25 protein-coding genes are annotated in these 24,597 nt (G+C 72.8%); 10 read left to right on the top strand and 15 right to left on the bottom strand.

The features are described from left to right. The first annotated feature begins 6 nt into the window (after positions 1 to 6). Both F9C41_RS25875 and F9C41_RS25880 read left to right on the top strand, forming a co-directional pair. Positions 7 to 1,143 carry a site-2 protease family protein gene (locus tag F9C41_RS25875; protein WP_155389433.1) on the top strand — a complete coding sequence of 379 codons (1,137 nt, stop codon included), beginning with the start codon at positions 7 to 9 and terminating at the stop codon, positions 1,141 to 1,143. Positions 1,144 to 1,304: 161 nt separating this feature from the next. After that, on the top strand, positions 1,305 to 1,775 hold the full coding sequence (locus F9C41_RS25880; RefSeq protein WP_155389434.1) for a hypothetical protein: 471 nt from the start codon (positions 1,305 to 1,307) through the stop codon (positions 1,773 to 1,775). Between the two features lie 45 nt (positions 1,776 to 1,820). Here the strand turns inward: F9C41_RS25880 and F9C41_RS25885 are convergent, their stop codons facing one another. After that, a complete protein-coding gene (locus tag F9C41_RS25885) occupies positions 1,821 to 3,407 on the bottom strand; it encodes an alpha-amylase family glycosyl hydrolase (protein WP_155389435.1) in 1,587 nt (528 codons plus the stop codon). Positions 3,408 to 3,554: 147 nt separating this feature from the next. On the opposite strand from F9C41_RS25885, the gene F9C41_RS25890 reads away from it, so the two are divergent. Then, entirely contained in the window at positions 3,555 to 4,193 is a 639-nt protein-coding gene (locus F9C41_RS25890) for a hemerythrin domain-containing protein (protein ID WP_230690017.1), read from the top strand. Positions 4,194 to 4,304: 111 nt separating this feature from the next. Here F9C41_RS25890 and F9C41_RS25895 read toward each other — a convergent pair whose 3' ends face one another. Beyond that, positions 4,305 to 5,084 (bottom strand): DUF72 domain-containing protein, encoded by a 780-nt coding sequence (locus F9C41_RS25895; protein WP_155389436.1) that lies wholly within the window; start codon positions 5,082 to 5,084, stop codon positions 4,305 to 4,307. Positions 5,085 to 5,139: 55 nt separating this feature from the next. On the opposite strand from F9C41_RS25895, the gene F9C41_RS25900 reads away from it, so the two are divergent. Continuing rightward, positions 5,140 to 5,898: a GNAT family N-acetyltransferase gene (locus F9C41_RS25900; protein ID WP_196279946.1), complete on the top strand. Its 759-nt coding sequence runs from the start codon at positions 5,140 to 5,142 to the stop codon at positions 5,896 to 5,898. A gap of 72 nt (positions 5,899 to 5,970) precedes the next feature. After that, on the top strand, positions 5,971 to 8,091 hold the full coding sequence (locus tag F9C41_RS25905) for an alpha-galactosidase (protein WP_196279947.1): 2,121 nt from the start codon (positions 5,971 to 5,973) through the stop codon (positions 8,089 to 8,091). A gap of 100 nt (positions 8,092 to 8,191) precedes the next feature. Here the strand turns inward: F9C41_RS25905 and F9C41_RS25910 are convergent, their stop codons facing one another. From F9C41_RS25910 to F9C41_RS25945, 8 genes are all read right to left on the bottom strand, one after another. After that, positions 8,192 to 8,428, bottom strand: a complete 237-nt coding sequence (locus F9C41_RS25910; protein ID WP_155389437.1) for a hypothetical protein — start codon at positions 8,426 to 8,428, stop codon at positions 8,192 to 8,194. Positions 8,429 to 8,662: 234 nt separating this feature from the next. Beyond that, a complete protein-coding gene (locus tag F9C41_RS25915; protein WP_196279948.1) occupies positions 8,663 to 9,373 on the bottom strand; it encodes a DUF4240 domain-containing protein in 711 nt (236 codons plus the stop codon). A gap of 149 nt (positions 9,374 to 9,522) precedes the next feature. Further along, on the bottom strand, positions 9,523 to 12,840 hold the full coding sequence (locus F9C41_RS25920; RefSeq protein ID WP_230690018.1) for a glycoside hydrolase family 48 protein: 3,318 nt from the start codon (positions 12,838 to 12,840) through the stop codon (positions 9,523 to 9,525). A 298-nt stretch (positions 12,841 to 13,138) separates the two neighbouring features. Continuing rightward, positions 13,139 to 14,695, bottom strand: a complete 1,557-nt coding sequence (locus F9C41_RS25925) for an N-acyl-D-amino-acid deacylase family protein (RefSeq protein ID WP_155389439.1) — start codon at positions 14,693 to 14,695, stop codon at positions 13,139 to 13,141. Positions 14,696 to 14,775: 80 nt separating this feature from the next. Beyond that, positions 14,776 to 15,099 (bottom strand): hypothetical protein, encoded by a 324-nt coding sequence (locus tag F9C41_RS25930; protein ID WP_155389440.1) that lies wholly within the window; start codon positions 15,097 to 15,099, stop codon positions 14,776 to 14,778. A 72-nt stretch (positions 15,100 to 15,171) separates the two neighbouring features. Beyond that, the gene (menC, locus tag F9C41_RS25935; protein ID WP_155389441.1) at positions 15,172 to 16,278 is read right to left on the bottom strand and encodes an o-succinylbenzoate synthase; all 1,107 of its coding nucleotides are present in this window, start codon (positions 16,276 to 16,278) and stop codon (positions 15,172 to 15,174) included. Next, positions 16,275 to 17,213 (bottom strand): GNAT family N-acetyltransferase, encoded by a 939-nt coding sequence (locus F9C41_RS25940; RefSeq protein ID WP_155389442.1) that lies wholly within the window; start codon positions 17,211 to 17,213, stop codon positions 16,275 to 16,277. Before F9C41_RS25940 ends, menC begins: the two co-directional genes overlap by 4 nt. Before the next feature lie 170 nt (positions 17,214 to 17,383). Beyond that, positions 17,384 to 18,304 carry a MerR family transcriptional regulator gene (locus F9C41_RS25945; RefSeq protein WP_155389443.1) on the bottom strand — a complete coding sequence of 307 codons (921 nt, stop codon included), beginning with the start codon at positions 18,302 to 18,304 and terminating at the stop codon, positions 17,384 to 17,386. A gap of 68 nt (positions 18,305 to 18,372) precedes the next feature. Here F9C41_RS25945 and F9C41_RS25950 point away from each other — a divergent pair, with 68 nt between their 5' ends. Continuing rightward, on the top strand, positions 18,373 to 19,575 hold the full coding sequence (locus F9C41_RS25950) for a cryptochrome/photolyase family protein (RefSeq protein WP_155389444.1): 1,203 nt from the start codon (positions 18,373 to 18,375) through the stop codon (positions 19,573 to 19,575). Positions 19,576 to 19,580: 5 nt separating this feature from the next. On the opposite strand, the gene F9C41_RS25955 is transcribed toward F9C41_RS25950, so the two are convergent. Both F9C41_RS25955 and F9C41_RS25960 read right to left on the bottom strand, forming a co-directional pair. Then, on the bottom strand, positions 19,581 to 20,492 hold the full coding sequence (locus F9C41_RS25955; protein WP_155389445.1) for a hypothetical protein: 912 nt from the start codon (positions 20,490 to 20,492) through the stop codon (positions 19,581 to 19,583). 135 nt (positions 20,493 to 20,627) lie between these two features. Continuing rightward, entirely contained in the window at positions 20,628 to 20,858 is a 231-nt protein-coding gene (locus tag F9C41_RS25960) for a hypothetical protein (RefSeq protein ID WP_155389446.1), read from the bottom strand. Here F9C41_RS25960 and F9C41_RS25965 point away from each other — a divergent pair. After that, complete coding sequence (locus F9C41_RS25965; protein WP_230690019.1) at positions 20,857 to 21,489, top strand: alpha/beta hydrolase; 633 nt, start codon at positions 20,857 to 20,859, stop codon at positions 21,487 to 21,489. The genes F9C41_RS25960 and F9C41_RS25965 overlap by 2 nt on opposite strands. A gap of 92 nt (positions 21,490 to 21,581) precedes the next feature. Here the strand turns inward: F9C41_RS25965 and F9C41_RS25970 are convergent, their stop codons facing one another. Beyond that, positions 21,582 to 21,854, bottom strand: coding sequence for a GlsB/YeaQ/YmgE family stress response membrane protein (locus tag F9C41_RS25970; protein WP_155389447.1), 273 nt, complete (start codon positions 21,852 to 21,854; stop codon positions 21,582 to 21,584). Between the two features lie 159 nt (positions 21,855 to 22,013). Further along, complete coding sequence (locus F9C41_RS25975; RefSeq protein WP_155389448.1) at positions 22,014 to 22,397, bottom strand: PRC-barrel domain containing protein; 384 nt, start codon at positions 22,395 to 22,397, stop codon at positions 22,014 to 22,016. A 227-nt stretch (positions 22,398 to 22,624) separates the two neighbouring features. Here F9C41_RS25975 and F9C41_RS25980 point away from each other — a divergent pair, with 227 nt between their 5' ends. The 3 genes from F9C41_RS25980 to F9C41_RS25985 are packed head-to-tail and all read left to right on the top strand — an operon-like array spanning position 22,625 to position 24,015. After that, positions 22,625 to 23,119, top strand: a complete 495-nt coding sequence (locus F9C41_RS25980; RefSeq protein ID WP_155389449.1) for an SRPBCC family protein — start codon at positions 22,625 to 22,627, stop codon at positions 23,117 to 23,119. 26 nt (positions 23,120 to 23,145) lie between these two features. Next, positions 23,146 to 23,268 carry a hypothetical protein gene (locus F9C41_RS41895; RefSeq protein WP_269058970.1) on the top strand — a complete coding sequence of 41 codons (123 nt, stop codon included), beginning with the start codon at positions 23,146 to 23,148 and terminating at the stop codon, positions 23,266 to 23,268. 36 nt (positions 23,269 to 23,304) lie between these two features. After that, positions 23,305 to 24,015 carry a hypothetical protein gene (locus F9C41_RS25985; RefSeq protein ID WP_155389450.1) on the top strand — a complete coding sequence of 237 codons (711 nt, stop codon included), beginning with the start codon at positions 23,305 to 23,307 and terminating at the stop codon, positions 24,013 to 24,015. A gap of 30 nt (positions 24,016 to 24,045) precedes the next feature. On the opposite strand, the gene F9C41_RS25990 is transcribed toward F9C41_RS25985, so the two are convergent. After that, entirely contained in the window at positions 24,046 to 24,591 is a 546-nt protein-coding gene (locus tag F9C41_RS25990) for an MOSC domain-containing protein (protein WP_196279949.1), read from the bottom strand. Between the last annotated feature and the right edge of the window lie 6 nt (positions 24,592 to 24,597).

Consider the following 24,597-nt stretch of genomic DNA (forward strand, 5'->3'; position numbering starts at 1 on the left):
ACGGCCATGCGACCCACTCTGCGGTTGGGCACCATCGCCGGCATCCCGGTCGGCGTGCACTGGTCGGTGCTTCTGATCATGCTGCTGCTGGGCCAGGGGCTGGCGACCGCCGTGCTGCCCGCAGGCGCGCCGGGCGGCTCCGCCGGGGCGTACTGGATCGTCGCCCTCGCGGTCACCGTGCTGTTCCTCGGCTCGCTGCTGGCGCACGAGCTGAGCCACGCGATCGTGGCCCGCCACTACGGCGTGAGCGTCCGCCGGATCACCCTGTGGCTGCTCGGCGGCATGGCCGAGCTGGAGTCCGAGCCGCCGCACGCCCGCGCCGACCTGTTCGTCGCGCTCGCCGGGCCGCTGGCCAGTCTCGCCGCGGCCGCCCTGTTCGGCGCGGCCGCCGGCGGCCTCTACCTGACCGGGATCGCCCCGCTGGCCTGGGTCGCGCTGGCCTGGCTCGCCCTGGTCAACGCGGTGCTCGCGGTGTTCAACCTGCTGCCCGGCGCGCCCCTGGACGGCGGACGGGTGCTGCGCGCGGCCCTGTGGTGGTGGCGCGGCGACCGGGCCTTCGCCGCCCGCACGGCGGCACGGGCCGGGATGGTGGTCAGCATCCTGATGATCACGGGCGGCACGCTGCAGGTCCTGTTGCTGGCCGACATCGGCGGCCTGTGGCTGGTGCTGCTCGGCTGGTTCCTGCTGTTCGCCGGCCAGGCCGAGCAGGCCGACGCCCGGCTGCGCACCGCCCTGTCCGGCGTCCTGGTCCGCGACGCGATGGTCCCGCCATCCGTGGCCGGCTACGTCACCCAGCGCCTCGACGACTTCATCGCCGTCGCCGCCGCGCACCGCCCCGCCGACGCCTACCCCGTGCTCGACCCCGACGGCCGCCCCGCCGGCCTGGTCACCCTCTTCTCCCTGGCCCGCCTCAGCCCCGCCCAGCGCACCGACAAGACCCTCCGCGACGTCCGCTTCCCCCTGGACCGCCTGACCGTCCTGTCCCCTGACGAACCCCTCGAGGAAGCCGCCCGCCGCATCCTCTCCAGCCGACTCCCTTCCCTCGTCATCGACCAAGGCACCCTCATCGGCCTCCTCTCCCCCGCCGACCTGAACCGCACCATCGACCTCCACACCCTGTACGAAGGAAGGGCACCTTCTTAACGGTTTTCGTGGAGGAAGGGCACCTTCTTGACAGCTCACCCGATCTGACCTGGGACTACGCCTCGCCTGCGGGTCGGGTACGCGGCAGCGGCCGGATCTCGCAGGTCGGCACCGGAGCGGCTTGTTGCACATTCATGGCAACAGCGGATACCTTGCGAAACGTGTCGTCACCGGGTGTCGTCGTCGAGGCCATCCTGCTCTCCGCGCGGGACGGCGGCCTGTGCTTCCGCCAGCGTCGCGCAGCGGTCACCGGCGGCGCGCACCCCGACGACGTCGCCCGGCAGCTCGCGGGCCTGTCCCCGTGCACCGAAGGCGGGCTGCTGCACTCGACCTCTTGGCGGGTCGAGGACGGGGCCGTCGTGCTGACCTACGCCGCCCTGCCCGACCTGGACCCGCGGCACACCCGGCCGGTGCGCGTCGACGCGACGACCTCCGGCCCGCATCCGCTGGCGCCCAGCCCCGCGACCGTGGACCTCGACGCCGTCGCCGCGCACGCCTGCCGCCACCTCGCGATGCTCGCCGACACCGACGCCACCGTGGCGGCCACCACCCGGCTGCTGCCGCAGCTGTGGGAACCACTGCGCAAGCTCGTCCCGGTGCCCGCCGGCGCGCTGGCCGCGGTCCCGGTCTGACCGCCACCCGACCAGGCGTCGGCTCCGGTGACAGCTCCCGGCGGTTCAGGAAGCCGGGTCCAGCAGGAAGATCCCGTAGGAGAACGGGCCCGCGGTGACGCCCGCCCCGTCGGCCTCGACCCCACGCACGTCGACCGGCCGGGCTCCGGCCAGGTTGGGCACGGGCACGGCGGCGGGCTCGCGGCGCGGGTGCACCACCACCAGGTGGGTGCCGCCGCGCACGTAGACGAACGGGTACCCGGCGTGCAGCACCTCCACCTCGCCACCGGTACGCAGCGCGGGCGTGTCCCGCCGCAACGCGACCAGGCGGCGCACGGTGTGCAGCAGCGACCCGCTGTCGGCGCGCTGCGCGGCGACGTCCGGCCGGTCCGGCGACGGGTCGAGCGGCAGGTAGAACCGCTCGGCGGGCGCGGTGGAGAACCCGGCGCCGTCGCCACCGTCCCACTGCATCGGCGTGCGCGACCCGGCCCGGTTGTACGTCTCGCCGAGCACGCTGCCCTCCTGGTCGGGCAGGCCGGGCACGTACCGCATGCCGATCTCGTCGCCGTAGTAGACCGTCGGCATCGTCGGCCAGGTGAACAGCAGCGCGAACGCGGGCGCCAGCTGGTCGCGGGTGCGCGGCCCACAGGCCAGGCGCGAGAAGTCGTGATTGGAGCTGGGCAGCGCGATGTGCCCGGCTCCGCCGACGGCGTCGGCCGCCTGCCGCCACTCGGCCAGGAACTCCGCGACCGACCCCGCGCCCTCGGCGTCGAAGTAGCACGGGCCGTCGCCCCAGGCCGGGTCATGGGTGCCCGTCAGGTTGTTCCACAGCGAGCCGAACGCCCGTCCGCGGAAGTGCAGAAAGAAGTCGGCGTGGAAGCCCGCGGCGACGGCGGTGGCCGGGTCGCTCCACTCCGACAGCAGCGCGGCGTCGGGATAGGCGCGCTCGAGCCAGGCCCGCATCTCGCGCCACAGCCGCGACGTCTCCACGAACCCTGGATCGTCCTTGACCAGCGAGGACGCCATGTCGACCCGGAAGCCGGCGACGCCGCGATCCAGCCAGTACGCCATGATCTCGCGCAGCGCCGCCCGGTTGGCCTGCGGGCCTGCGGCGTCGACCGGCTGCCGCCACGGCTCGGCGGCGTCGAGGCGGGCGTAACCGAAGTTCAGGGCGGGCTGGATGTCGAAGAAGTTCTGCAGGTAGTGGCCGGAGCGCCGGCCCTGCGACGGAACCCAGCCCGGCTGGCCCGCGACCTCGTCGCCGGCCCAGACGTATCGGTGGTCGGCGGCGTCGTCGCGCGAGTGCAGGAACCAGGGGTGCTGGTCGGAGGTGTGTCCGGCGACGAGGTCCAGCATGATCCGGATGCCGCGGGCGCGAGCGGCGTCAACGAGGCGCACCAGATCGTCGTTGGTCCCGTAGCGCGGCGCGACGGCGAGGTAGTCGGCCACGTCGTAGCCCGCGTCACCGAACGGCGAGGTGAAGCAGGGGCTGAACCACACCGTGTTCACGCCCAGCCACTGGAGGTATTCCAGGCGCTGCTCGACGCCCGCGAAGTCGCCGATGCCGTCGCCGTCGGAGTCGGCGAAGGTCTGCGGATAGATCTGGTACAGCACGCTGTCGTTCAGCCAGGCCGGCCCCGAGCCCACGGTCACGGCGTCTCTCCCCGTTCGGCACGTCCGCGGCCCGCCCGCCGACGCGGCCACCCTACCGGCCGCCGCGAATCTGCGGATCCAGGACTACCAGCACCCCAATTCGGGTAGACAACGAAAGGACGACTAATCGGACCTTCGGGAGGAACCATGAGCCAGACGGCGAGCACCACCCGCCAGCGCAAGGCCACGACCCCGGCGAAGAAGGCAGCCAAGGCCACCAAGACCATGGCCAAGACGACCGCCAAGACCGCCCCCAAGTCCGCGGCCAAGACCTCGCAGGGCAAGAAGTCCATGCCGGCGGCCGCCGTGGGCCAGGACGCGATCGCGCTGCTGAAGGACGACCACAAGGTCGTCGAGAAGCTGTTCAAGGAGTTCGAGAAGGCCGGCGATTCCGCGTACGCCAAGAAGCGCAAGATCGTCGACCAGGTGATCAGCGAGCTGACCACGCACGCGTACATCGAGGAGACCCTGTTCTACCCGACGGCGCGCAAGGCGGCTCCGAAGACCGGCGAGCACGTGCTGGAAAGCGTCGAGGAGCACCACGTGGTGGCCTGGATGCTGTCCGAGCTGGCGGGCACCGACCCGCATGACGAGCGCTTCGACGCCAAGATGACGGTGCTGATGGAGAACGTCCGCCACCACGTCAAGGAGGAGGAGCAGGAGTGGTTCCCGGAGGTCCGCAAGGCGATGAGCCGCGGTGACCTCAAGGAGCTGGGCGCGAAGATGGAGGCGGCCAAGAGCAAGGCCCCGTCCGATCCGCTGAAGCTGCGCAGCGCCAAGGCCTGATCCCACCGACCGCCGCCCCGGACCGCACCTGCGGCCCGGGGCGGCGGCACTGTGTTCGTGCCCCGACAAGCCGGCTCGCCCCCAGGTTGGCGTTAAGAAGGTGCCCTTCCTCTACGCAGGGCGATGTGCAGAGCTGCCGCTCGTCTCGCTGACGCGAGCCGACGATGCCCTTCCTTTCGTACGGGCGGTGAGGGCTTGGGCGTCGGTGATGGCGGCGGCGTGGGAGTCGTTGTTGAAGTAGGCGTAGACGGGGGTGCTGGTGGGGAACGTGTCGGCGAGGCGGGCCAGCCAGGTGTCGAGGGCGGCGCGGCCGTAGCGGGGGCGGGGGTTGGCGCGGCCCTCGTGGAAACGCAGGTAGCCGAAGTCGGTGGTGCGCCAGAGCGGGGTGATCGGGCGGCCGAGGCGGTCGGCCCAGCACAGGGCCGCGTGGTGGTGTGCCAGGACGGCGCGGACGTCGTCGGTCCACCAGGAGCGGTGGCGGGGTTCCACGGCGACGCGGACGTGCGGCGGGAAGCAGGCCAGCACCGCGGACAGGGCTGCGGGGTCGGCGCGCAGGGTCGGCGGGAGCTGCAGGAGCACCGGGCCGAGGTGGTCGCCGAGCGCGCCTGCCACGCCGAGGAAGCGGTCGACCGGCTCTTGCGGATCGCGCAGGCGTTTGATGTGGGTGAGGTAGCGGCTCATCTTGACCGCCATCACGAAACCGTCGGGCAGCTGCTCGCGCCACTGTGCGAAGGTCTCGCGCGGCGGCAGGCGGTAGAAGACGCTGTTGACCTCGACGGTCGGGAAGTGCTCGGCGTAGTGCCGCAGCCAGAGGCGCTGTGGCAGCCCTGCGGGGTAGAACGGGCCGCGCCAGTCGGCGTACTGCCAGCCGGACGTGCCGACGACGATCACCGTTCCAGTGTCACCCGGCACCGGCCCGACCAAACCCTCGTGTGATCATCGAGCGGTGGCGGTGACGAGTGTGCACGACCGGGACGAGCTGGCGCGGCTGCTGGGCGGCGATCCCGCACTGCACGCGTACCAGCTCGGCGATCTCGACGACTTCTTCTGGCCGTACACCGCCTGGTATCGCGACGGCGACGCGGTCGCACTGGTCTACCACGGCGGCGGCATGCCCACGCTGCTGGCCTTCGACCACCGCCCGGGGGCGTCGCACGGACTGCTGGCGGGGCTCGTGCCGCTGCTGCCGCGGCGCTTCTACGCGCACCTGTCCCCCGGCGCAGAGCAAGTGCTGGGCGCGGACTTCGACGCCGCGCCGGGCGGCCCGCACCTGAAGATGGCGCTGACCGACCCGGCCGCGCTCGCCGCCCCGCTCGGCGCTGTGCTGACCCCCACCGATCTGCCGGAACTGCTGGCGTTGTACGAGGTCGCGTACCCCGGCAACTGGTTCGACCCGCGGATGCTGGAGACCGGGCAGTACGTCGGGGTGCGCCGCGACGGCGAGCTGCTGGCGGTGGCGGGCGTGCACGTGTGGTCGCCGAAGTACCGGGTGGCGGCGCTGGGCAACGTCACCACGTATCCGCAGGCGCGCGGCGAGGGCCTGGCCCGGGGCGCGGTGTCCGCGCTGTGCCGGCTGCTGCGGGACACCGTCGACCACGTGACCTTGAACGTCAAGGCCGACAACGCGGCGGCGCGGGCGCTGTACACCGGCCTCGGCTTCACCCCGGCGGCCGAGTACGGCGAGTTCACCTTCACTGCTCGTTGACGGACGACGCCCCGGCTCCTACGCTCGACGCCGTCCGGTGATGTTGGATTTCGTTGGAACAGGTGGAATTCAGTGGGCGGTTCGGAGCTGGTGGCGCTGCGCGCCGCCGGGGTGTCGCTGGTGCTCGACGTGGCCGGTCCCGGCGTGCCGCAGGTGCTGCACTGGGGTGCCGATCTCGGCGAGACCCGGCCCGACCTGCTCGAGCAGCTGGCCGCCGCGCAGGACGCGGGCGGCAACGCGCTGCCGCCCACCGCACCGCTGCTGCCCACCCAGCACGACCGCTGGGCCGGTCGCCCCGGCCTGTCCGGCCACCGCGACGGCGGGCCCGGCCACCTGCGACTCAGCCTGACCGAGCCGGTCACGGTCGCCATCGATCCGACCGGCGGGGGTACGGTGACCGCCACGTCCCACGACGAGGTCGCGGGCATCGCGGTGCGCACCGACCTGGAGCTCACCCCGCAGGGCCTGATCCGCCAGCGCCACGCCGTCACCAACGCCGCTCCGGGCCGGTGGCACGTCGACAGCCTGCTCTGCCTGCTGCCGGTGCCCGCCCAGGCTGCCGAGGTGCTCGACTTCACCGGCCGCTGGTCCCGCGAGCGGGCGCCGCAGCGCAGCGCGTTCGGCGACCAGACCATCGCCCACGAGAGCCGCCGCGGGCGCACCGGCTTCGGCGCGCCGTCGCTGTTCACCGCGGGCACCCCCGGTTTCGGCTTCCGCACCGGCGAGGTGTGGGGCGTGCACGTCGGCTGGTCCGGCGACCACCAGCACCTCGCCCAGCGCCTGCCCGACCGCGACGGCGTGCTCGGCGGCGGCGAACTGCTGGCACCCGGGGAGGTGCGGCTGGCCGAGGGCGAGACCTACACCGGCCCGTGGACGCACTTCGCCTACTCGGCGTCCGGGTTGGACGGGCTGTCCGCGGCCGTGCACGGCTGGCTGCGCGCCCGCCCGTCGCACCCGGTCTCGCCCCGGCCGCTGACCCTGAACACCTGGGAGGCGGTCTACTTCGACCACGACCTGGGCAAGCTGACCGCGCTCGCGCGCACCGCCGCCGAGCTGGGCGTGGAGCGCTTCGTGCTGGACGACGGCTGGTTCCTGGGCCGCCGCGACGACAAGGCGGGCCTCGGCGACTGGCACGTTGACGCCGACGTGTGGCCGGACGGGCTGCACCCGCTGGTCGACGAGGTGACCCGCCTCGGCATGCAGTTCGGGCTGTGGGTCGAGCCGGAGATGGTCAACCCGCGCTCCCGGCTGGCCGAGCTGCACCCGGACTGGGTGCTGGCCGCGCCCGGCCGGCTGCCCGAGGAGCAGCGCTGGCAGCACGTGCTCGACGTGGCCCGCCCCGAGGTCTTCGAGCATCTGCTGGAACGGCTCGACGCGCTGGTCACCGAGTACCGCCCGGCGTACCTGAAGTGGGACCACAACCGCGACCTGGTCGAGGCGGTGCACGACGGCGCGGCCGGGGTGCACGCGCAGACCGAGGCCGTGTACCGGCTGCTCGACGCGCTGCGCGCGCGGCACCCCGGCCTGGAGATCGAGTCGTGCTCGTCCGGCGGCAGCCGCGTCGACCTGGGCGTGCTGGCCCGCACCGACCGGGTGTGGGGTTCGGACAACAACGACCCGCTGGAGCGCCAGCACATCCAGCGCTGGACCGGCCTGCTGCTGCCGCCGGAGCTGGTCGGCAGCCACGTCGGCCCGCCCGTCTCGCACACCAACGGCCGCGCCACCTCGCTCGCGTTCCGCTGCGCGACCGCGCTGTTCGGCCACGCGGGCATCGAATGGGACATCACCGGCTGCACCGACGACGAGCGGACGGCCCTGCGTTCCTGGATCGCGGCATACCGGCGGCTGCGCGGGCTGCTCCACACCGGACGCACGGTGCGCGCCGACCATCCCGACCCGACGGCGTTCCTGCACGGCGTGGTGGCCACGGACGGCGGGCACGCGCTGTACGCGTACGCCCAGCTCGGTTCCAGCGCCCGCGACGGCGCCACCCGGCTGCGGCTGCCCGGCCTGGACCCGGCGGCGTCCTACCGGGTGTCCCTGCTGCCCGAGCTGCCCGGCCCGCAACTGCACGGCCGCCCGTGGCAGCCGGACCTGGTGCTGACCGGCGCAGCGCTCGCCGGCCACGGCCTGCTCGCTCCCCCGCTGCGCCCCGCGGAGGCCTTCGTCCTGGAACTGCACCACCAGCCCTGACCACCCCCTCCGGGTTGATCATGAACTTATGGCACGGCTCGACGGCGTGTCATGTGCACAACTTCATGATCACCTGGAGGTGCGGCAGGACGGGGCGGGATCAGGGCTTGGAGTTGCGGCGTTGCGCCTGGATGGCGACGCCGAGCGCGACACCCATGGCCATGCCGATGCCGGCGCCCATGGCGAGGTTGCCCAGCGCCATGCCGAAGGCCGCGCCGAGCGCGACGCCCAGCGCGATGCCCAGCGCCAGCGCGCTGCCCGAGTCCTCGCCCGCCGCCTCGGCACCGTCCCCACCCGGGTCCTCGACGGGCCGGTCGGTGTCCCTGTCGTCCGTCACGATGGCCTCCCCACTGTCGGGCAACCCGATACCCGGGCCGGCTCGAACCATGCCATACGCCGTCAACCCGCCGGTGGCGGGCTCAGGCGTGCGGCCCGGTCACTCCGGTGGGGCAGGGATCGTCACGGCCCGGTCACTCCGGTGGGCAGGGATCGTCACGGCCCGGTCACTCCGGTGGGCCGGGGATCGTCACGGCCCGGTCGTTCCGGTGGGCCGGGAATCGTCGCGGGCCGGTCACTCAGGCAGGCCGGGGATCGTCAGCTGCCCGGGAATCTCCGGAACCGGACCGCTGCCCCGGGCGTCGTCCGGTTCGTCGGACGGGGCGGGTGGCCCACCGGGCACTGCGGGCACGGGCGGCAGCGGCCCGGCCGGCGGGTCCGGGAACAGCCGGGCGAGTTCGGGCAGGCGGCGGACCGTCTCGGCCGGGTCGTCGAAGTTCCAGTGCTCGTCCTGCAGCGTCTGCAGCCGGGGCTTGCGTCGGTGCTCCTCGACCGCGCGGTAGATGTTCGCGCCGTGGCCGCGCACCCCTTCGAAGGCCTCGGAGGCGGCGTAGTTGAGCTCTTCCCACTCGGGCCACTCCTCGGCGCGCCAGTCGCCGCGCACGCGCCCGGCCAGGCTGCGGACCTGCGGCAGGTGCGCCAGCGCGTCCGGGTCGTCGACCAGGCGCTCGAAGGCGTCCCGGCCCAGGCTCATCAGCCAGGTGCGGAAGTAGCAGAAGCCGTCGTCCGAGCAGCCGCCGAAGATCCGGTACGCCGCGCCCCACATCAGCCAGGTCATGGCGCGGTCGGACGCGTCGTCAAGGTGCGCCTCGAACTCCAGGATCTCGTCGACCTCACGTGCCGCGAGCTGCGCCTGGATCCAGCCGGCACGGCGCGCCCGGCCGGGATCCTCCCGCACCGCACGCTCGATGAGCCCCCAGAACTCCCCCACATCCACGGCAGGCACTCTCCCACATCCGTCCGACGGTCCCGCCCCGGCACCGATGTCGATCACGGTGCCAGGGCGGCGACACGCCGTCGAACCTGCCCATAAGTTCATGATCAGCGGGATAGGGAGGGGCCGGGCGGGCCGGGTGGCCCGCCCGGGGTGGGTGGTCAGCCTGCGGGGAACAGGCTGCCGTAGTCGGCGAACGCCATGGCGATGTCCGACTGTGCCCAGAAGCGGTGGTAGGTGAAGGTGGGGGCCGGGCCGGTGCCGTTCATGTACGCCTGGACCGCGGGCCAGGCCGGGTCGGTGGCGTAGAACGGGCGGACGGACATGAAGGTCGAGCTGGAGTTGATCGGCACGCCGGTGCCCATGGTGCCGCTGAAGCCCGACGGGACGTACATGCCGGTCTGCGTGGTGGAGTTCCACACGTCGTCGAACCGGTTGTAGTCCTCGCGGACCTCGGGCACCACGATGCCCTTGGTGTCGTTCGCCTTGAGCAGGATCATCCGGTCCAGCAGGCCCTTGGCGGTCGCCTTGGCGGAGTTGCCCAGGGTCGAGCCGTTCTCCTTGGCCGCGTAGTAGGTCAGCGTACGGGCGTAGGCCGCCGCGACACCGACGTCGTTGCTGGTCTTGGACACCGTGACGTGCAGGCCGGGGTTGGCCGCCGGGGTGCCGCCGCCGCTGAAGTTGCCGGACGGCTGGCCGGACCAGGTCATGTCACCGGGGATGGTGAACGCCGAGCCCGAGCCGAGCGTGGTGTTGGCGACCGCCCAGGCGACCCACTTGTCGAGGATCTGCTTGGCCTTGGCGTTGCCGGTGACGTAGTAGTACTCCGCCACCCGGTGCAGCGACCATGCCTGGAAACCGAACCACTGGTTGCTGGGCGGGTCGTGGTAGACCGGCTTGACGTCGTACGCCATGCCGTAGAACGTCGGTGTGCCGGACGGCGGCGCCGAGTAGTTGCCGTTCCAGCTGTTCGTCGCGCCACCGGCGATGGCGCCCTCGGCCGACTGCAGCCAGAGGTAGAAGTCCAGCTGCCGGGTGAGGCTGGTGTCCCAGTCGGTCGCCGCCGTGGGCGACTGCGGGCGCAGCGCCGACGGGCCGGACGAGCCGAGCACGTACGCCGCGAGGGGGTTCTGGTAGCCCTGGTGGTTGTGGCTGGAGCCGATGCGCCACGACCACGCCCCGCCGATGTCGCCACCCCAGGCGTAGTACCAGGACATCAGGTAGTTGGAGCTGCTCTTGCCACTGCCCGGCGCGCAGGAGGTGGAGGTGCAGCCCGGGGTCTTGAAGTACTTGTCGTACATCGCGTACCGCAGGTAGTCACCCATCTTCGCGGCCTTGGCGATGGTCGCCGAGATCTGCGACTGGTTGCCCTGGGCCGTGGCCCACTGCAGCGCCCAGTACGCCGCCTCGACGGCACGCGCGTCGGCGTCCGGGGCGTTGGTGTACCGCCACTGGTTGGTGCCCGAACCCGCGATGAACAGCGACGGGAAGTTCGCGAACCGGCCCGTGTCACAGGACGGGTGCGCGACCGTCTCCCAGGTGGACTCCTGCGGCCCGCGCTGGAACGTGTTGATGTAGGTGACGCGCTGCGTGCTGTCGCCGCACTCGGCGCCGGTGCGCCCGGTGCCGTACTTGTACACGTCGTCCACGTCGAGCAGCCAGTGCATGCCGTAGATGTTGCGGTTGCCGTACGTGCTCTGCAGCTCGTTGGCCAGCGGGTCCTGGCCGGCGACCACGCTGGTGCTCAGCGCCACCGGGTAGCCGTTGGGCTGCAACGACTCGGGCGCGTAGTCGGCCGGGTCGCTCGGGTTGTACGTGCTCTGTCCCGGCTGGGCGGCCGCGGACGGGATGATGTACTGCTCGGTGATGTTCCAGGCGTTGTTGAACGGGGTCCAGTTGCCGGTGACCCGGCCGTACTGGGCCTCCATCCAGATCCAGAAGCTGAACGCCTCGGACGTCGTCTCGTGGCCGTGGTCGGGCGCCTCGACGAGCAGGGTCTCGATGGTGTGGTACGGAATGCCCTCCGGCGAGAAGTAGCCGTTGGCCGGGTCCTTGAGCTTGTTGTACTGCGTGGTGAACTCGGTGATGTAGGAGTTGGCGGTGTTCTCGTCGTCGACCTCGGTCGCGGTGACGGTCACCGAGCTCAGCCCGCTGGACGCGACCGCGATCGGCCGGGTGCCGTTGGTGCTGTCGCTGTCCTGCGCCGCGGCCAGGGTGACGTTCTGCGTGGTGTTCCAGTTGCCGGTCGTGAACGTCAGGCTCGCGCCGGACGACACGGTGATGCTGGTGTCGCCGGAACCCGCGGTGTTGGTGACCGTCACGTTGCCGGACGGCTGCGCGGCCAGGCGCACCGCGTACACGGCGGTGCTGCCCTCGGGCACGTTCACGCTGGTCGGCGTGACGACGAGGGACTGCGGGGTGACCGTGTCGTTGTCGGCCTCGGTCGCGGTCACCGTGACCGAGGTCAGGCCGCTGGACGCGACCGTGATCGGCCTCGTGCCGTTGGCGGTGTCGGAGTCCTCGGCCGCGGCCAGGGTCACCGTCTGGGGGGTGCTCCAATTGCTCGTGGTGAACGTCAGGCTGCCGCCGGACGACACCGTCAGGTTGGTGTCGCCGGAGCCGGCCGTGTTGGTGACCGTCACGTTGCCGGACGGCTGCGCGGCCAGGCGCACCGTGTAGGTCGCCGTGGACCCCTCGGGCACGCTCACGCTGGTCGACGAGACCACCAGCGACTGCGGCGTGACCGTGTCGTTGTCGGCCTCGGTCGCGTTGACCGTCACCGTCGTCAGGCCGCTGGACGCGACCGTGAACGGCCTGGTGCCGTTGCTCGTGTCGGAGTCCTCGGCCGCGGCCAGGGTGACGATCTGGTTGGTGTTCCAGTTGCTCGTCGTGAACGTCAGGCTCGCACCCGACGACACGGTGAGGTTGGCGTCACCGGAACCCGCGGTCGTGGCGACCGTGACGTTGCCGGACGGCTGGGCCGACAGGCGTACCGCGTAGGTCGCGGTGCCGCCCTCGGGCACGCTCACCGACGTCGGCGACACGACCAGGCTCACCGTCGGCGTGGTCCCGCCGCAGGAGGTGCCGTTGATCGCGAAGTTGGACGGGTTCGTGTTCGTGCCGCTGTACGAGGCGTTGAACCCGATGCCGGTCGACGCGCCGGTGGCCAGGTTGCCGTTGTAGGACAGGCTCGTCGCGGTGACGTTCTGCCCGGACTGGCTGTAGTTGGCCGACCAGCCCTGGATGCCGCCCTGGTTGCCGGGCCAGGTCCAGGTCAGCGACCAGCTGGTCAGCGGGTCGCCGGTGTTGGTGATGTTGATGTTGGCGCCGAAGCCGCTGCCGTTGTCCCAGGCTTTCGTATAGGTCACCTGGCAGGACACGGCGGCGTGGGCCGGGGACGCGATCGTCGCCCCCGTGACCACGACCATGGCGCCGACCGCGACCAGCGCGACGCGACGCCTCAACGTGCGGAAACTCATGAGCTCTCCTCGTGGAGCGGGTGCCGGCCGCTTGTCCCGGATCGGGCCGTGGACGGGACGGACACGCGGCGGCCGCGCAGCGGCCAACCAGGCGCCGTCCGGTCCCACCGGTTGCCCTCGGCCGCCCGTTCCGCGTGTGGCTCCACACGAGTAGATGCATCGTCGCATCGACCCCTGCTGATCACAAGGGTCGATCACGCAGCAGTTCTCAGCGCCCTCTCAACGTTCTCAGCGAACGCACAGCAGCTCGCGGGCACCCGGCGGGCTCCGCCTCGGGCCGGACCCGCCGTCGGCGCCGTCAGCCGCGCACCACGTGGCCGCGCCGCTCTCCGGTGAACCGCCCCGCCTCTACGACCACGTGACCTGCCAGCACGACGTGCTCGACGCCGGTCGGCCGCACGTCGGGCACCGCGTAGGTTCCGTCGTGGCCGATCGTCGCCGGGTCGAACACGACCAGGTCCGCCACCGCGCCCGCGCCGACGTATCCGCGCCCGGTGAGTCCGAACTGGTCGGCGATCGCCGAGGTCATCTTGCGGACCGCCTCGGGCAGGGTGAGCAGGCCGCGCTCGCGCACGTACTCGCCCAGCACCCGGGGGAAGCAGCCCCAGGTGCGCGGGTGCTGCAGGCCGACCGGCGGGCCGTTGTCCGAGCCGATGCCGACCAGCGGATCGACCATGATCGTCTCGACGTCGTCCTCGGCCATCAGGGTGATCACCATGCCCGCGCCCGGGTCGGCGAAAAGCACCTCGCACAGCGTGTCGAAGGCGTCGCCGGCGCCCGCCAGCTCGGCCAGGGTGCGCCCGGTGACCTCGGGCCGGGTCGCGTGGGTGGTGATGAGGACGTCGGCCGGGGTGACCCGGGCCCAGAAGCCGTTGGGCTGCGTCAGGTCCTCGGCCAGGGCGCGCAGCCGGGCCCGGTCGGCCGGGTCGCCGAGCCGGGCCAGCATCGCGTCGGTGCCGCCGACCAGGGCCGCGCCGGGCAGCAGCGCGTTGAGGAATGTGCCGCCCGCGCGGTACGGGTACTGGTCGCCGCGCACGTCGACCCCCGCGAGGCGGGCCTCGTGCAGCTTCGCCAGCAACAGCTTGGCGTTGCCGTGGTTGGCCTGCCCGGCGACCTTGCAGTGCGACACCTGCAGGCGCACCCGGGCCTGCGTGGCGATGGCGATCGCCTCGTCCAGCGCCTCGCCGAGCCGGTCGTCCTCATTACGCATATGGGTGGTGTAGGGGCGGTTCCAGCGGTGCGCGACCCGGGCCAGGGCGACCAGCTCCGCGGTGTCGCCGTAGCTGCCCGGCGGGTAGATCAGGCCGCTGGACAGGCCGACCGCCCCGGCCGCGAACGCGTCGTCGGCCAGCCGGCACATCTGCTCCAGCGCGCCGGGGCGCAACCGCTCGTCCATGCCGTTGGCGTACGCCCGCAGCGTGTTGTGCCCGACCAGGGCCGCGATGTGGTTCGTCGGCCCGGCGGCCGCGATGTCGGCCAGGTAGCCCGCGAAGTCGCGCGGCACGACCGGCACGCCCCCGGCCAGCTCGGCGAAGAGCGGCCCGGTGGCCTCGATCGTGGCGTCGTCCAGGGGCGCGAACGAGAACCCGCAGTTGCCGACGATCTCCGTGGTGACGCCCTGGAACAGCTTGAACGGCTGCGGCTCGGGCATCAGCGGCACGGGGTCGGAGTGGCTGTGCGCGTCGATGAAGCCGGGCGCGACGGCCAGGCCGGTCACGTCGATCTCCCGCCGGGCCGGGCCCAGGTCCGCGCCGACGGCGACCACGCGGTCGCCCGTGACCGCCACGTCGGCGGCGGCACCGGGGCCGCCGAGGCCGTCGTACACCGTGCCGCCGCGCAGCACCAGGTCGTGCATGGTGTCATTCCTCCACAGGGTGGGGCCGACCGGCTCGCACAGCGTGCGCCGGTCGAGGGGGTGGATCCGCGGCGGGAAGGTCAGGCGACGCGGGCGCGGGCCGCGGCGGTGAAGGCGATGAGTCCGGCCGCCACGATCGGCAGGCCGATGGAGAACAGGGCCAGCGCGCCGAGTGCGCAGAGCAGCACCCCGGACGCCAGCAGCGCGGGAGCCCGGAACCGCCGCGAGCGGACCGACCCGTGCAGCGTCAGCGCCGCCGCGACCAGCAGGCCGCCCACGAACCAGAGCACCGGCACGTCGCCCTGCCCCATGGCGAGCACGACATAACCGACCGCCGACCCCAGGCACAGCAGGGCGACGACGAGTGCCAGCCAGTCGACACCTGGTCGGGTACGCGTTGCCACCCCGTCATTGTCGCCGACGACGGCCCCACCGGCACGACCAACAGCCCGACCAGGGCATACCGGCCTGCCGCGTCATCGGGCGATCCACTCCGTGGCGGTCGTGACCTCGGCGAGGGCGTCGGGATCGGGGTCGACCCCGATGCCCGGGCCGGTGGGCACCGCCAGGTGGCCTTCGGCCAGCACGAACGGGGCGGTGACGTCGCGGCGGAAGTAGCGGTCGGAGGCGGACGTGTCGCCGGGCAGCACGCAGCCGGGCAGCGCGGCCAGGGCCACGTTCGCGGCGCGGCCGATGCCGGTCTCCAGCATGCCGCCGACCCAGACCGGCACCCCGTTGGCCGCGCACACGTCGTGCACGCGGCGGGCCTCCAGGTAGCCGCCGACCCGGCCGGGTTTGATGTTGACGACCGACGTCGCACCGAGCGCGATCGCGTCGGCCGCGGCCCGCGCGCTGGTGATCGACTCGTCGAGGCAGATCGGTGTGCGCACCTGCCTGGCCAGCTCGGCGTGACCGCGGATGTCGTCCTCAGGCAGCGGCTGCTCCATCAGCAGCAGGTCGAACGGGTCCAGCTTGGCCAGGTGACGGGCGTCGGCCAGGGTGTACGCGGTGTTCGCGTCGACCTGGAGCAGGATGTCGCCGAAGCGCTCGCGCACCGCGCGCACCGGCGCGACGTCCCAGCCGGGCTGGATCTTCAACTTGATCCGAAGGTAGCCCTCGGCCAGGTAGCCCTCGACCGCCTCCAGCAGCTCCGGGATCGAGTCCATGATGCCGACCGAGACGCCCGCGGGCACCCGGTCGCGCACCGCGCCCAGGTGCGCCGCCAGCGGCAGCCCGGCCGTGCGCAGCTTCGCGTCCAGCAGCGCCGTCTGCACCGCCGCCTTCGCCATCGGATGACCCTTGATCTTCGCGAACGGCACCTCGGCCAGGTACGGATCCGCGTCCGGCAGGCTCAGCACGGCCGGGATCAGGAAACGCCGGATCACCTCGGCGGCCCCGTCGACGTACTCGCTGGAGTACAGCGGCTCGGACATGGCCACGCACTCGCCCCAGCCCTCGGCCCCGTCCTCGGTGACCGCGCGCACCAGCAGCACGTCGCGGTCGTGCTCCACCCCGAACGAGGTCCGGAACGGACTGACCAGCGGCATCGCGATCCGACGCAGCTCGAACCCGGTCACCTTCACGACTTTTCCTCCAACACGTACCATCCGTCACGGCTCATCCCGGTGATCCGGTAGCCGGCCTCCAGCGCTCCGCAGACCGCGTCCCGCACCGCGGGCCGCCACACCTTCGCCCCCACGGGGTTCTCCACCCGCAGCCGCTCGATGTCACCCGGCACCGCGACCAGCAGCACCCTGCCGTCCGCGGGCGGCGGGGCCGCGGGCAGGACCGGCGCATCGCGCTCGGTGCGGCCCAGCAGCTCGGCCGCCCCCGCGGCGCGCAGCGCGGGCAGGTCGACCTCGTGCACCTCGCCTCGGGCGGCGGCCACTGCGGCCGGGGACAGCAGCTCCCAGCGGACGTAGATGCGGTCGGTCGCCTCGCCGGTGTTGATGCCGTCGTTCATCTCGCCGTAGAAGTCCGGCAGGTAGTCCGCCGCCGTCGCGCCGAGTTTGTGCAGGTTCACATACGCGTTGCGGCGCACCAGCGGATCGAAGGTCCAGCACACCTCACCGATCCCCCGCGCCAGGGCCCAGGCCCGCTGGTGCTGCTTGAGGGCGAACCCGACGCCGCCGCTCTGCCGGGCCGGGTCCACGCCGGCGATGTGCGAGTGCAGGTGGCCCGCGCCGAAGAAGGCGACCGCCGCGCCGATCAGGTCGTCGCCGCGGTATGCCCCGACGACGTAGTTTCCGGAGTGCTCCAGCGCGCGCAGCATGCCGCCGTTGATGAGCTGGTCGGGTGAGTCGGCCCGCCAGACCCGGCACAGCAGGTCCGCCGCCCGGTTCTGTTCGGCCACGGTGGACAGTTCGCGCATGCGTACGCCCAGCCGGTCGGCCGCGGCCCGCGCCAGCTCCTCGGCCTGCACCACCGTGTCCACGGTGATCTGCTGCGTCACGTCGCCCCACTCTCCCAGCCGGGCGTGCCGTGAGCGCGCCGCCTTCTCCACCGTAGGCACGATCATGCCGTCCCGCGATGGGCCTGCCCGGCGGAGGCGTCGGTACGAATGCAGCCCAGGATGTTCCGGCTCGTCATGTCCCCGAGCGTATGGCCGGGCGAGGTCCGGGTGATGGTGGCGGCCGACGAAAGGGGCCCCCGCCGGTGGTGCCCGCGCACATGGCGGCAGGCCGGCGGTCAGCGCACCGGGCTGACCGTGGCGACGAGCGTGAGCGCCTCGTCGAGCGTGCGCGGCCGCAGCACACCGGCGGGCAGCTCGTCGGGCCAGCCGGGGCCCGCCGCCGCGATCACGGCGGGGCGGCGCGGCAGCTCCAGCAAGGCTCGCAGCGTGGCGAGGTCGGCGGTCTCGGGCAGGTGCGACCACACGACCACGATGGCCGGGCCGGTGCGGCGTACGGCGTCGAGCAGGGCGCGTGGCGGGACGCGGGCGCCGAGCAGGCGGGCGGCGATGCCGCGTTCGGCCAGCGCGGCGGCCATGGCCTCCAGGGGCAGGCTGTGCTGCTCCTCGTCGGCGCAGGCCAGCAGCACCGGCACCGGCGACCCGGGGGCGGGGCGGCGCACGCCGCCGAGGACTTCGCTGACGCAGCGCGAGACGAGGTGTTCGACGTCGATGAGGCGCGCGGTGGCGGCATGGCGGGTGCCGATGCCGACGAGCACGGGCACGAGCAGGTCCTGCCAGGCGTCGACGACGCCGTGCTCGGCGACGGACTCCTCCACCAGGTGGCGCACCGTCAGCGCGTCCAGCCGCATGGCGGCTCGGGCCAGGCCGCGGGCCTGCGCGCCGGCCCGGCCGACGGCGATGGTGTGGCCGCCGCCGTCGCGGGTGTGCGGGCGCTGCTCGGTCAGCTGGGCGATCCCGTCGGCTCCGGCGGAGCGGGCGACGCGGGCGGCTTCGGCGGCCGGCACGCCCTGGGCGGTGAGCCGGCGCATGGTCTCCAGGCGGGCCAGCGCGTCGGCGTCGTAGCGGCGGTGGTGGCCGGGGTCGTGGCCGCTGGGGCCGAGGCCGTAGCGCTGGTGCCAGGTGCGCAGCGTGGTGACGGCGATGCCGAGCCGCCGGGCGACGGCGCCCGCGCTCAGCCCTTCGTCCTCGCCTGCCACGTCAGGAGCCTATCGCGGCGTACAGTTGCGTTGATTGCTGCATCGTTATCTCCCGCCGACGCCTGGGGATGATCATGAAAACCGTCGTCGTACTGCTGACCCGTGATCTGCGCGTGCACGATCATCCCGCGCTGGCCGCCTCCTGCGCCAACGCAGAACGGGTGGTCCCGCTGTTCGTCGCCGACCCGGCGCTGGGCGTGCCGGACAACCGCCGCCGCTTCCTGCTGGAGAGCCTGCAGGATCTCCGCGACGGCCTGCGCCGGCGCGGCGGCGACCTGCTGGTGCGCTCGGGCGACCCGGTCGCCGAGGCGGTGCGCACGGCCCGGGAGGTCGCGGCCGAGGGCATCGCGCTGACCGCCGACGTCTCCGGATACGCCGCACGCCGCCAGGAGCGGCTCGCCCGAGCCTGCGCGCGCGAGCGGCTCGCGCTCAAACTGTTCCCCGGTGTCACGATCGTCCCCGCGGGCGAGGTCACCCCGTCGACCGGCGGCGACCACTACCGGGTGTTCACCCCGTACTGGCGGGCCTGGCAGGCACGGCGCTGGCGCGGCACCGTCGCCACCCCGCGGAAGATCAACCTGCCCGACGGCGTGACCGGCGACGACCCGCGCACGGTGCTCGGCGACGCGAAGAGCGAGTCGCCCAGCCCGATGACCGGCGGCGAGAGCGAGGCCCTGCGCCGCGTCAAGACCTGGCAGACCAAAGCCGCCGCGTACGCCGACCGGCACGACGACCTGCCCGGCGACGCCACCTCCCGACTGAGCCCCTACCTGCACTTCGGCTGCCTGTCCCCGCTCGCCCTGGCCACCACCGACGGCATGCCCGAGGCGTACCTGCGGCAGCTGTGCTGGCGCGACTTCTACCACCAGCTGCTGGCCGCGTTCCCGAAGCTCGGCACGCAGGCCTTCCGGGCGGGGGCGCAGGAGCAGTGGCAGGACGACCCGGTGGCGCTGCAGGCGTGGCAGGCCGGTGAGACCGGGGTGCCCATCGTGGACGCGGGCATGAAGCAGCTGGCCGCCGAGGGCTGGATGCACAACCGGGCCCGGCTGGTCACCGCGTCCTACCTGACCAAGACCCTCGGGCTGGACTGGCGCGACGGCGCGGCCTGGTTCAACCGGCTGCTCATCGACGCCGACGTGGCCAACAACTACGGCAACTGGCAGTGGGTGGCCGGGACCGGCACCGACACCAAGCCGTACCGCCGCTTCAACCCCGACCGGCAGGCCGCACGCTTTGACCCCGACGGTGAGTACGTCCGCCGCTGGACCTGATGCCGTCAGCCCGGCCGGCCGTACCCGTGGCGCATCCGGGATCGCATCTCATCGGTCCCGGTCGCCGAAACGTGCGCGATCAGCACGGCCCGCAGCGGCTCGGGCGGGTCCGGACGCTTCTTCTTCCAGGAGAGGGCCGTGAACAGGTCCGCGGCCCCGTCGAGCTGAGCCGCGGTGGGTGCTGCGGCCAGCACCTCGAAGATCGACTCGGCGGGCTCGGACAGCAGCATCTGCTCCGGCGCGAGCTCGTACGCGGGCGTGCCGCCCCCGGGCACCGGCGGCGCGTGCGCCGGAAAGCCCGCCCAGGCCAGCAGCAGCGCGATCCGCTCCGCGGGGTCCGGATACCGCCGGACGGCAAGCTCGGCGAGCCGCTCCTCCCCGTCGTCCTCCCGCCGCGACGCGGCCTCGGCGACCTCGGTGAGGCCCGGCGGCGCGGCCCGCACCCAGGCGACCCGGCGGTGCTCCTCCTGGGCCTCGTACTCGGCCAGCAACTGCTGCGTCTCGCGGGAGCCGGTCAGGCCGCGGGCGGCGAGCCAGTCCGAGAGTGCGGGGCCGTCCCGCAGGTCGGCGTCGCCGTCGCCCACGCCCCGCAGGCCGGTCTGGTGGTGCAGGGTCCACTGGGCGATGTCACGGCCGGACGCGTCACGCACGAGGATCGTCGGCCAGCCCGGGCAGCGGCAGCGGTCGCCCGTGCCGCCGTCCACGACGGCCAGCAGCCGGGCCAGCTCGGCGATGCCCTCGCCGGACAACTCGATCCGGGCCGCGTCCGGTGCGTCGACCTCGTCCGGGGACGCCTCGACGACGACCACCTGCGCGGCGCCGTCCAGCACCTGCCGCAACGCCGCAGTGGTGGGCGGCTCGTCGTCGCGGACGCCCAGGGAGAAGTCGGCGCGGACGGCCGGGGGGAAGTCGGTCACGGCGGGGAGCGTACCCGCGCTGCGCCGGCGCGGCGGCCCACTCCATCGCGGTACCGGTTCCGTCTCGCCGGAGGGCAACCTTTCATGCGCTGACCTGCCCTTTCGCGCCCATGAACAGCTGACCTGATCGTTGCGTCAGCGGACTTCACCATCCGCGGCGATGCCCGAGCGGCCCCGGTTCAAGGCCCTGACCTGCTGCTGTCCGCCGACGAAGGAGGAACCGTTCATGATCAAAGCAGCCTTGATCATGATTCGGGACGCGACCGCGCCGGGTGCCGAGGCAGACTTGGTGTCCCGCCCCGCGGCGGCGCATCGCGCCGAAACAGGGGCCGCGACACGGCAGACGGCGATCGAGGGAGCAGACATGCGCACACCGGCGCTGGAGGTTCGTGAGGCGGCAGGCGGCCCGCGCGCGCTGGTGATCCTCCTGCACGGCGGGGTGGTCGACGGGCACGGGCGGGCCCATCGCGGCCGGGCCGCGTACCTGCGCATGCTCCCGTTCCGACGGGCCATGCCCGACGACGTCACGGTGTGGCGGCTGCGCTACCGCTACCGCGGCTGGAACGGCGCGGCCGCCGATCCGGTCCGCGACCTGGCATGGGCCCTGGACCAGGCCCGCACGCGCCACCCGCTGCTGCCCGTCATCCTGGTCGGACATTCGATGGGCGGACGCGCCGCCCTGTGGGGCGCGGGCGATCCGCAGGTCACCGCCGTCTGCGCGCTCGCCCCGTGGATCGAGCCCGGCGACCCGGTCGAGCAGCTCGCCGGGCGCACCGTCCTCATCGCCCACGGCGTCGCCGACCGGATCACCGACCCGGCCGCCTCCCGCCGGTACGCCGCCGCGGCCGAGCAGGCCGGCGCATTCGTCACCTTCCTCGACGTCACCGGCGACGGCCACGGCATGGTGCGCCGCGCCCGATTCTGGCACCGGCTCGTCGGCGATTTCGTGGCGGCCCGGACGCCCCGGCCGGACACCGCACCCGCGACGAGTTCCTGACCCGGCGGGTTGGCGAGCGGCCTGCCACGTCTCTGCCCGGACAGCGTGATGCGGGCCGGGGCATCTGCCCGGCCCGCATCTTGGCTGCGGTGTCAGTCGCTGCTCGACCGCGAGGCGATCGGCGCGACCAGCGCGACGCCCAGCGCCGCGAATCCGATCTGGAAGAGGAGTTCCAGCCAGTCGACGCCGCCCGTGTTCGCCACGTCGAAGGCCCCGGCGACGAACGTGCCCAGCAGCGCCGCGGCGACGCCGATGAGGATGGTCAGCCACAGTGCGATGGCCTGCCGGCCCGGCAGGACCAGCCGACCGAGCACACCGATGACCAGACCGATGATGATGGCGGTGAAGATACCGGTGATTTCCACGGTGTCCTTCCTTTCCCTGTCGTTGCTTGGGAAATGCCCGCCCCACGACGACCGCAAACCCATCCGGCATCCATTCCCGACCCGACGTGGCCCGCTCTCCTGCCCCGCACAGAAAGGACGGGCCCCGGCGCGAACGCGGGGGCCCGTCCTTTCACCTCGTCACCGACGTTCGCGGTCGGCGTAGTACGTGCCGACCTGATCGCGGTACAACGCTTCGTCGCGGACGTCCGGGTCGTACTCCGGAGCGTCCTTGATCTCGGCCTTCGAGCGGTTGACGTAGACCTTCTCCTCGAGGAAGTCGATGTTGTTCACGACTCCCGCGGGGAGCATCCGCTTGCTGCCGAAGATCCATGGACCGGTGTCGACCACGATGTAGCTGGAGCCGACGGCCCCGGTCGCTTCATCGATCTTGCCGATACCGCCGTCGACGGCCTCGACGTGGAAACCGACGATCGAGCGGTCCCCGCCTTCGTCCGTCGTCTTGTAGTCGAGGTCCGCGCTGTAGCTCCACGGGTCCCAGGGGATCGGGTTCATGGCAGTCATGAGTTTTCCTCCTCCTCGTTGGACTGGTGCTGACGACGACCGCCTACCCGCTGCGCCACCCGCCTAACCCGCCGCCCCCGCCCAAGATCGACCGACTTGCCAGGCACCTGGGCGAATGGGCCCGCAAGATACCCACATCTGCGCGCCAAGTCGGTCGATCACGGCCGACGCCGAGAGGCATTTGGGCGAAATGCATAATTCGGGCGAGGCGGGGGTACGACTCCGGCATGGCACGAACCGAGCGCGTCGTCGCGGCCTCACCCGAGCGCGTCTTCGCCGTCCTCGCCGACGGCTGGACGTACGCGGACTGGGTCGTCGGCACCGCGCACATCAGGGACGTCGACTCCTCCTGGCCCGCCCTCGGCAGCCGGCTGCACCACAAGGTCGGGCCGTGGCCGCTGTCGACGGCCGACGTCACCCACGTGGTGCGGTGCGAGGCACCGTACCGGCTGGTGATGCGGGCCCGCATGTGGCCGCTCGGCGAGGCCGTCGTCGACTTCCGGCTGGTCCGCCTGGACGCCGCGTCGACACTGGTCACCCTCGTCGAGGACTTCACCCGCGGCCCGCTGCTCGCGTTCCGGAACAAGCTGAACGACCTGCTGCTGCACGGCCGTAACAAGGAGGCGCTGAGCCGACTGGCCGACTTCGCCGAGAACCGCGAGAACACCTACGACGCCCGGGCGCTGGCCGAGGTGCGACTGGAGCGCGTCGCCCGGCACTGACACACCCGCCTGCGACGATGACCGCCGTGGACGAACTCATCACGCCCGTCATCCGCACCGAGGACGCCGAGGCGGCCGCGGCCTGGTACGCCCGCCTCGGCTTCACCAAGGACTGGGAGCGGGGACTCAGGAGGCGGAGCGGGTCGTGATACCCGGACCGGCCCGGCAGGGTGCATCATCTGGACATGCCCCTGCCGTCCCCCAGCCTCAGGAAGCTGGACTACTACCTGCTCGCCGCCGACGGGTCCGCTCGCCCTGAGGCGGTCGTCGTCGAGGACCTGGTGCTGCGGGACGACGGCACCGCCATCGGCATCGACAACACGACCTGGACGGCGACCGGCGGCTCGTGGCAGTGCACCCCCGCGCTCAGCCGCGACCTGCGCGCGGACGAGCAGCTGCGCGCGCGGATACGCGCGGTCGACGCCGGCACCGCCGAGACCGCGTTGCGCTCGCTCGGTGGCGGCGACCTGCCGGACGAGGCGTGGCTGCGGGCCCGGTTCGCCGACTTCCTGCCGCTGCCCTCGGCCCCGCTCCTGCGCCTCGGACCGGCACAGGCGCCGCCCGGCTTCCGGGACCGGCACGTCTACCGGATCCTGTTCGCGGGCGACCTGGACCGGCACGGCCTGCAGTGCCTGCGGCTGTGGTGGCGCCTGGAGCCGGTCGAACCCGCCGCGGACCCGTCCGGCCGCCTCGTCGGGCGCGCCCGCCGCGAGGTGGACGGGCACGAGCTGAGCTGGGAACTGCGCCGGGTCGGGCCGGGCCTCGGCTGGGCCGTCGACCTGACCGCGTGCCTGCGCGACGGGCCGGCCGGCGCGGTGCCCGCGCTGCTGCGCGACCTGCGGCAACTGGCCCGCGCCCACGGCCTGATCCCGGTGGCCGTCGACCGCCTCGGCTGAGCCCTGCGGGTATCGGCAGCAGGGCGGTGATCAGACGCGTTCGAGCGGCAGGTGCGGTTGGGCGGGCAGCTCGACCGTGACCGTGTCCCCGGGACGCACCGGGCCGCCCGCCAGCACGATGCTCATGATGCCCGCCCGGCGCACCAGGGTGCCCTCGTCGTCGCGGTAGACGACCTGCTTGAGCAGCCCGTCCTCGAAGCCGTCGATCTGCGCGCACGGGTTGCGCAGGCCCGTCACCTCGACGACGGCCTGCGAGCCGATCCGCAGCACGGTGCCCCGCGGCAGCGACAGCAGGTCCAGGCCGCGGGTGGTGATGTTCTCGCCGAGCTGGCCCGGCGCGACCTCGAAGCCCTGCTCGCGTACCTCGTCGTGCAGTTCGGCGTGGATCAGGTGGACCTGGCGCAGGTTGGGCTGGGTCGGGTCGGCGGCGACCCGCGACAGGTGCTGCACGGTCACGCCCGCGTGCGCGTCCCCGGCCACCCCGAGCCCCGCGACCAGTTCGATCTCATCCGTGTTCGGCTTGCTGAAACGGTGTTCGGCGTCCCGGCTGACGGCCACCACGATCGGCGCAGACATGGACCC

Source organism: Catellatospora paridis (assembly GCF_009720365.1).
In the GTDB taxonomy this organism is placed as follows: Bacteria; Actinomycetota; Actinomycetes; order Mycobacteriales; family Micromonosporaceae; genus Catellatospora; species Catellatospora paridis.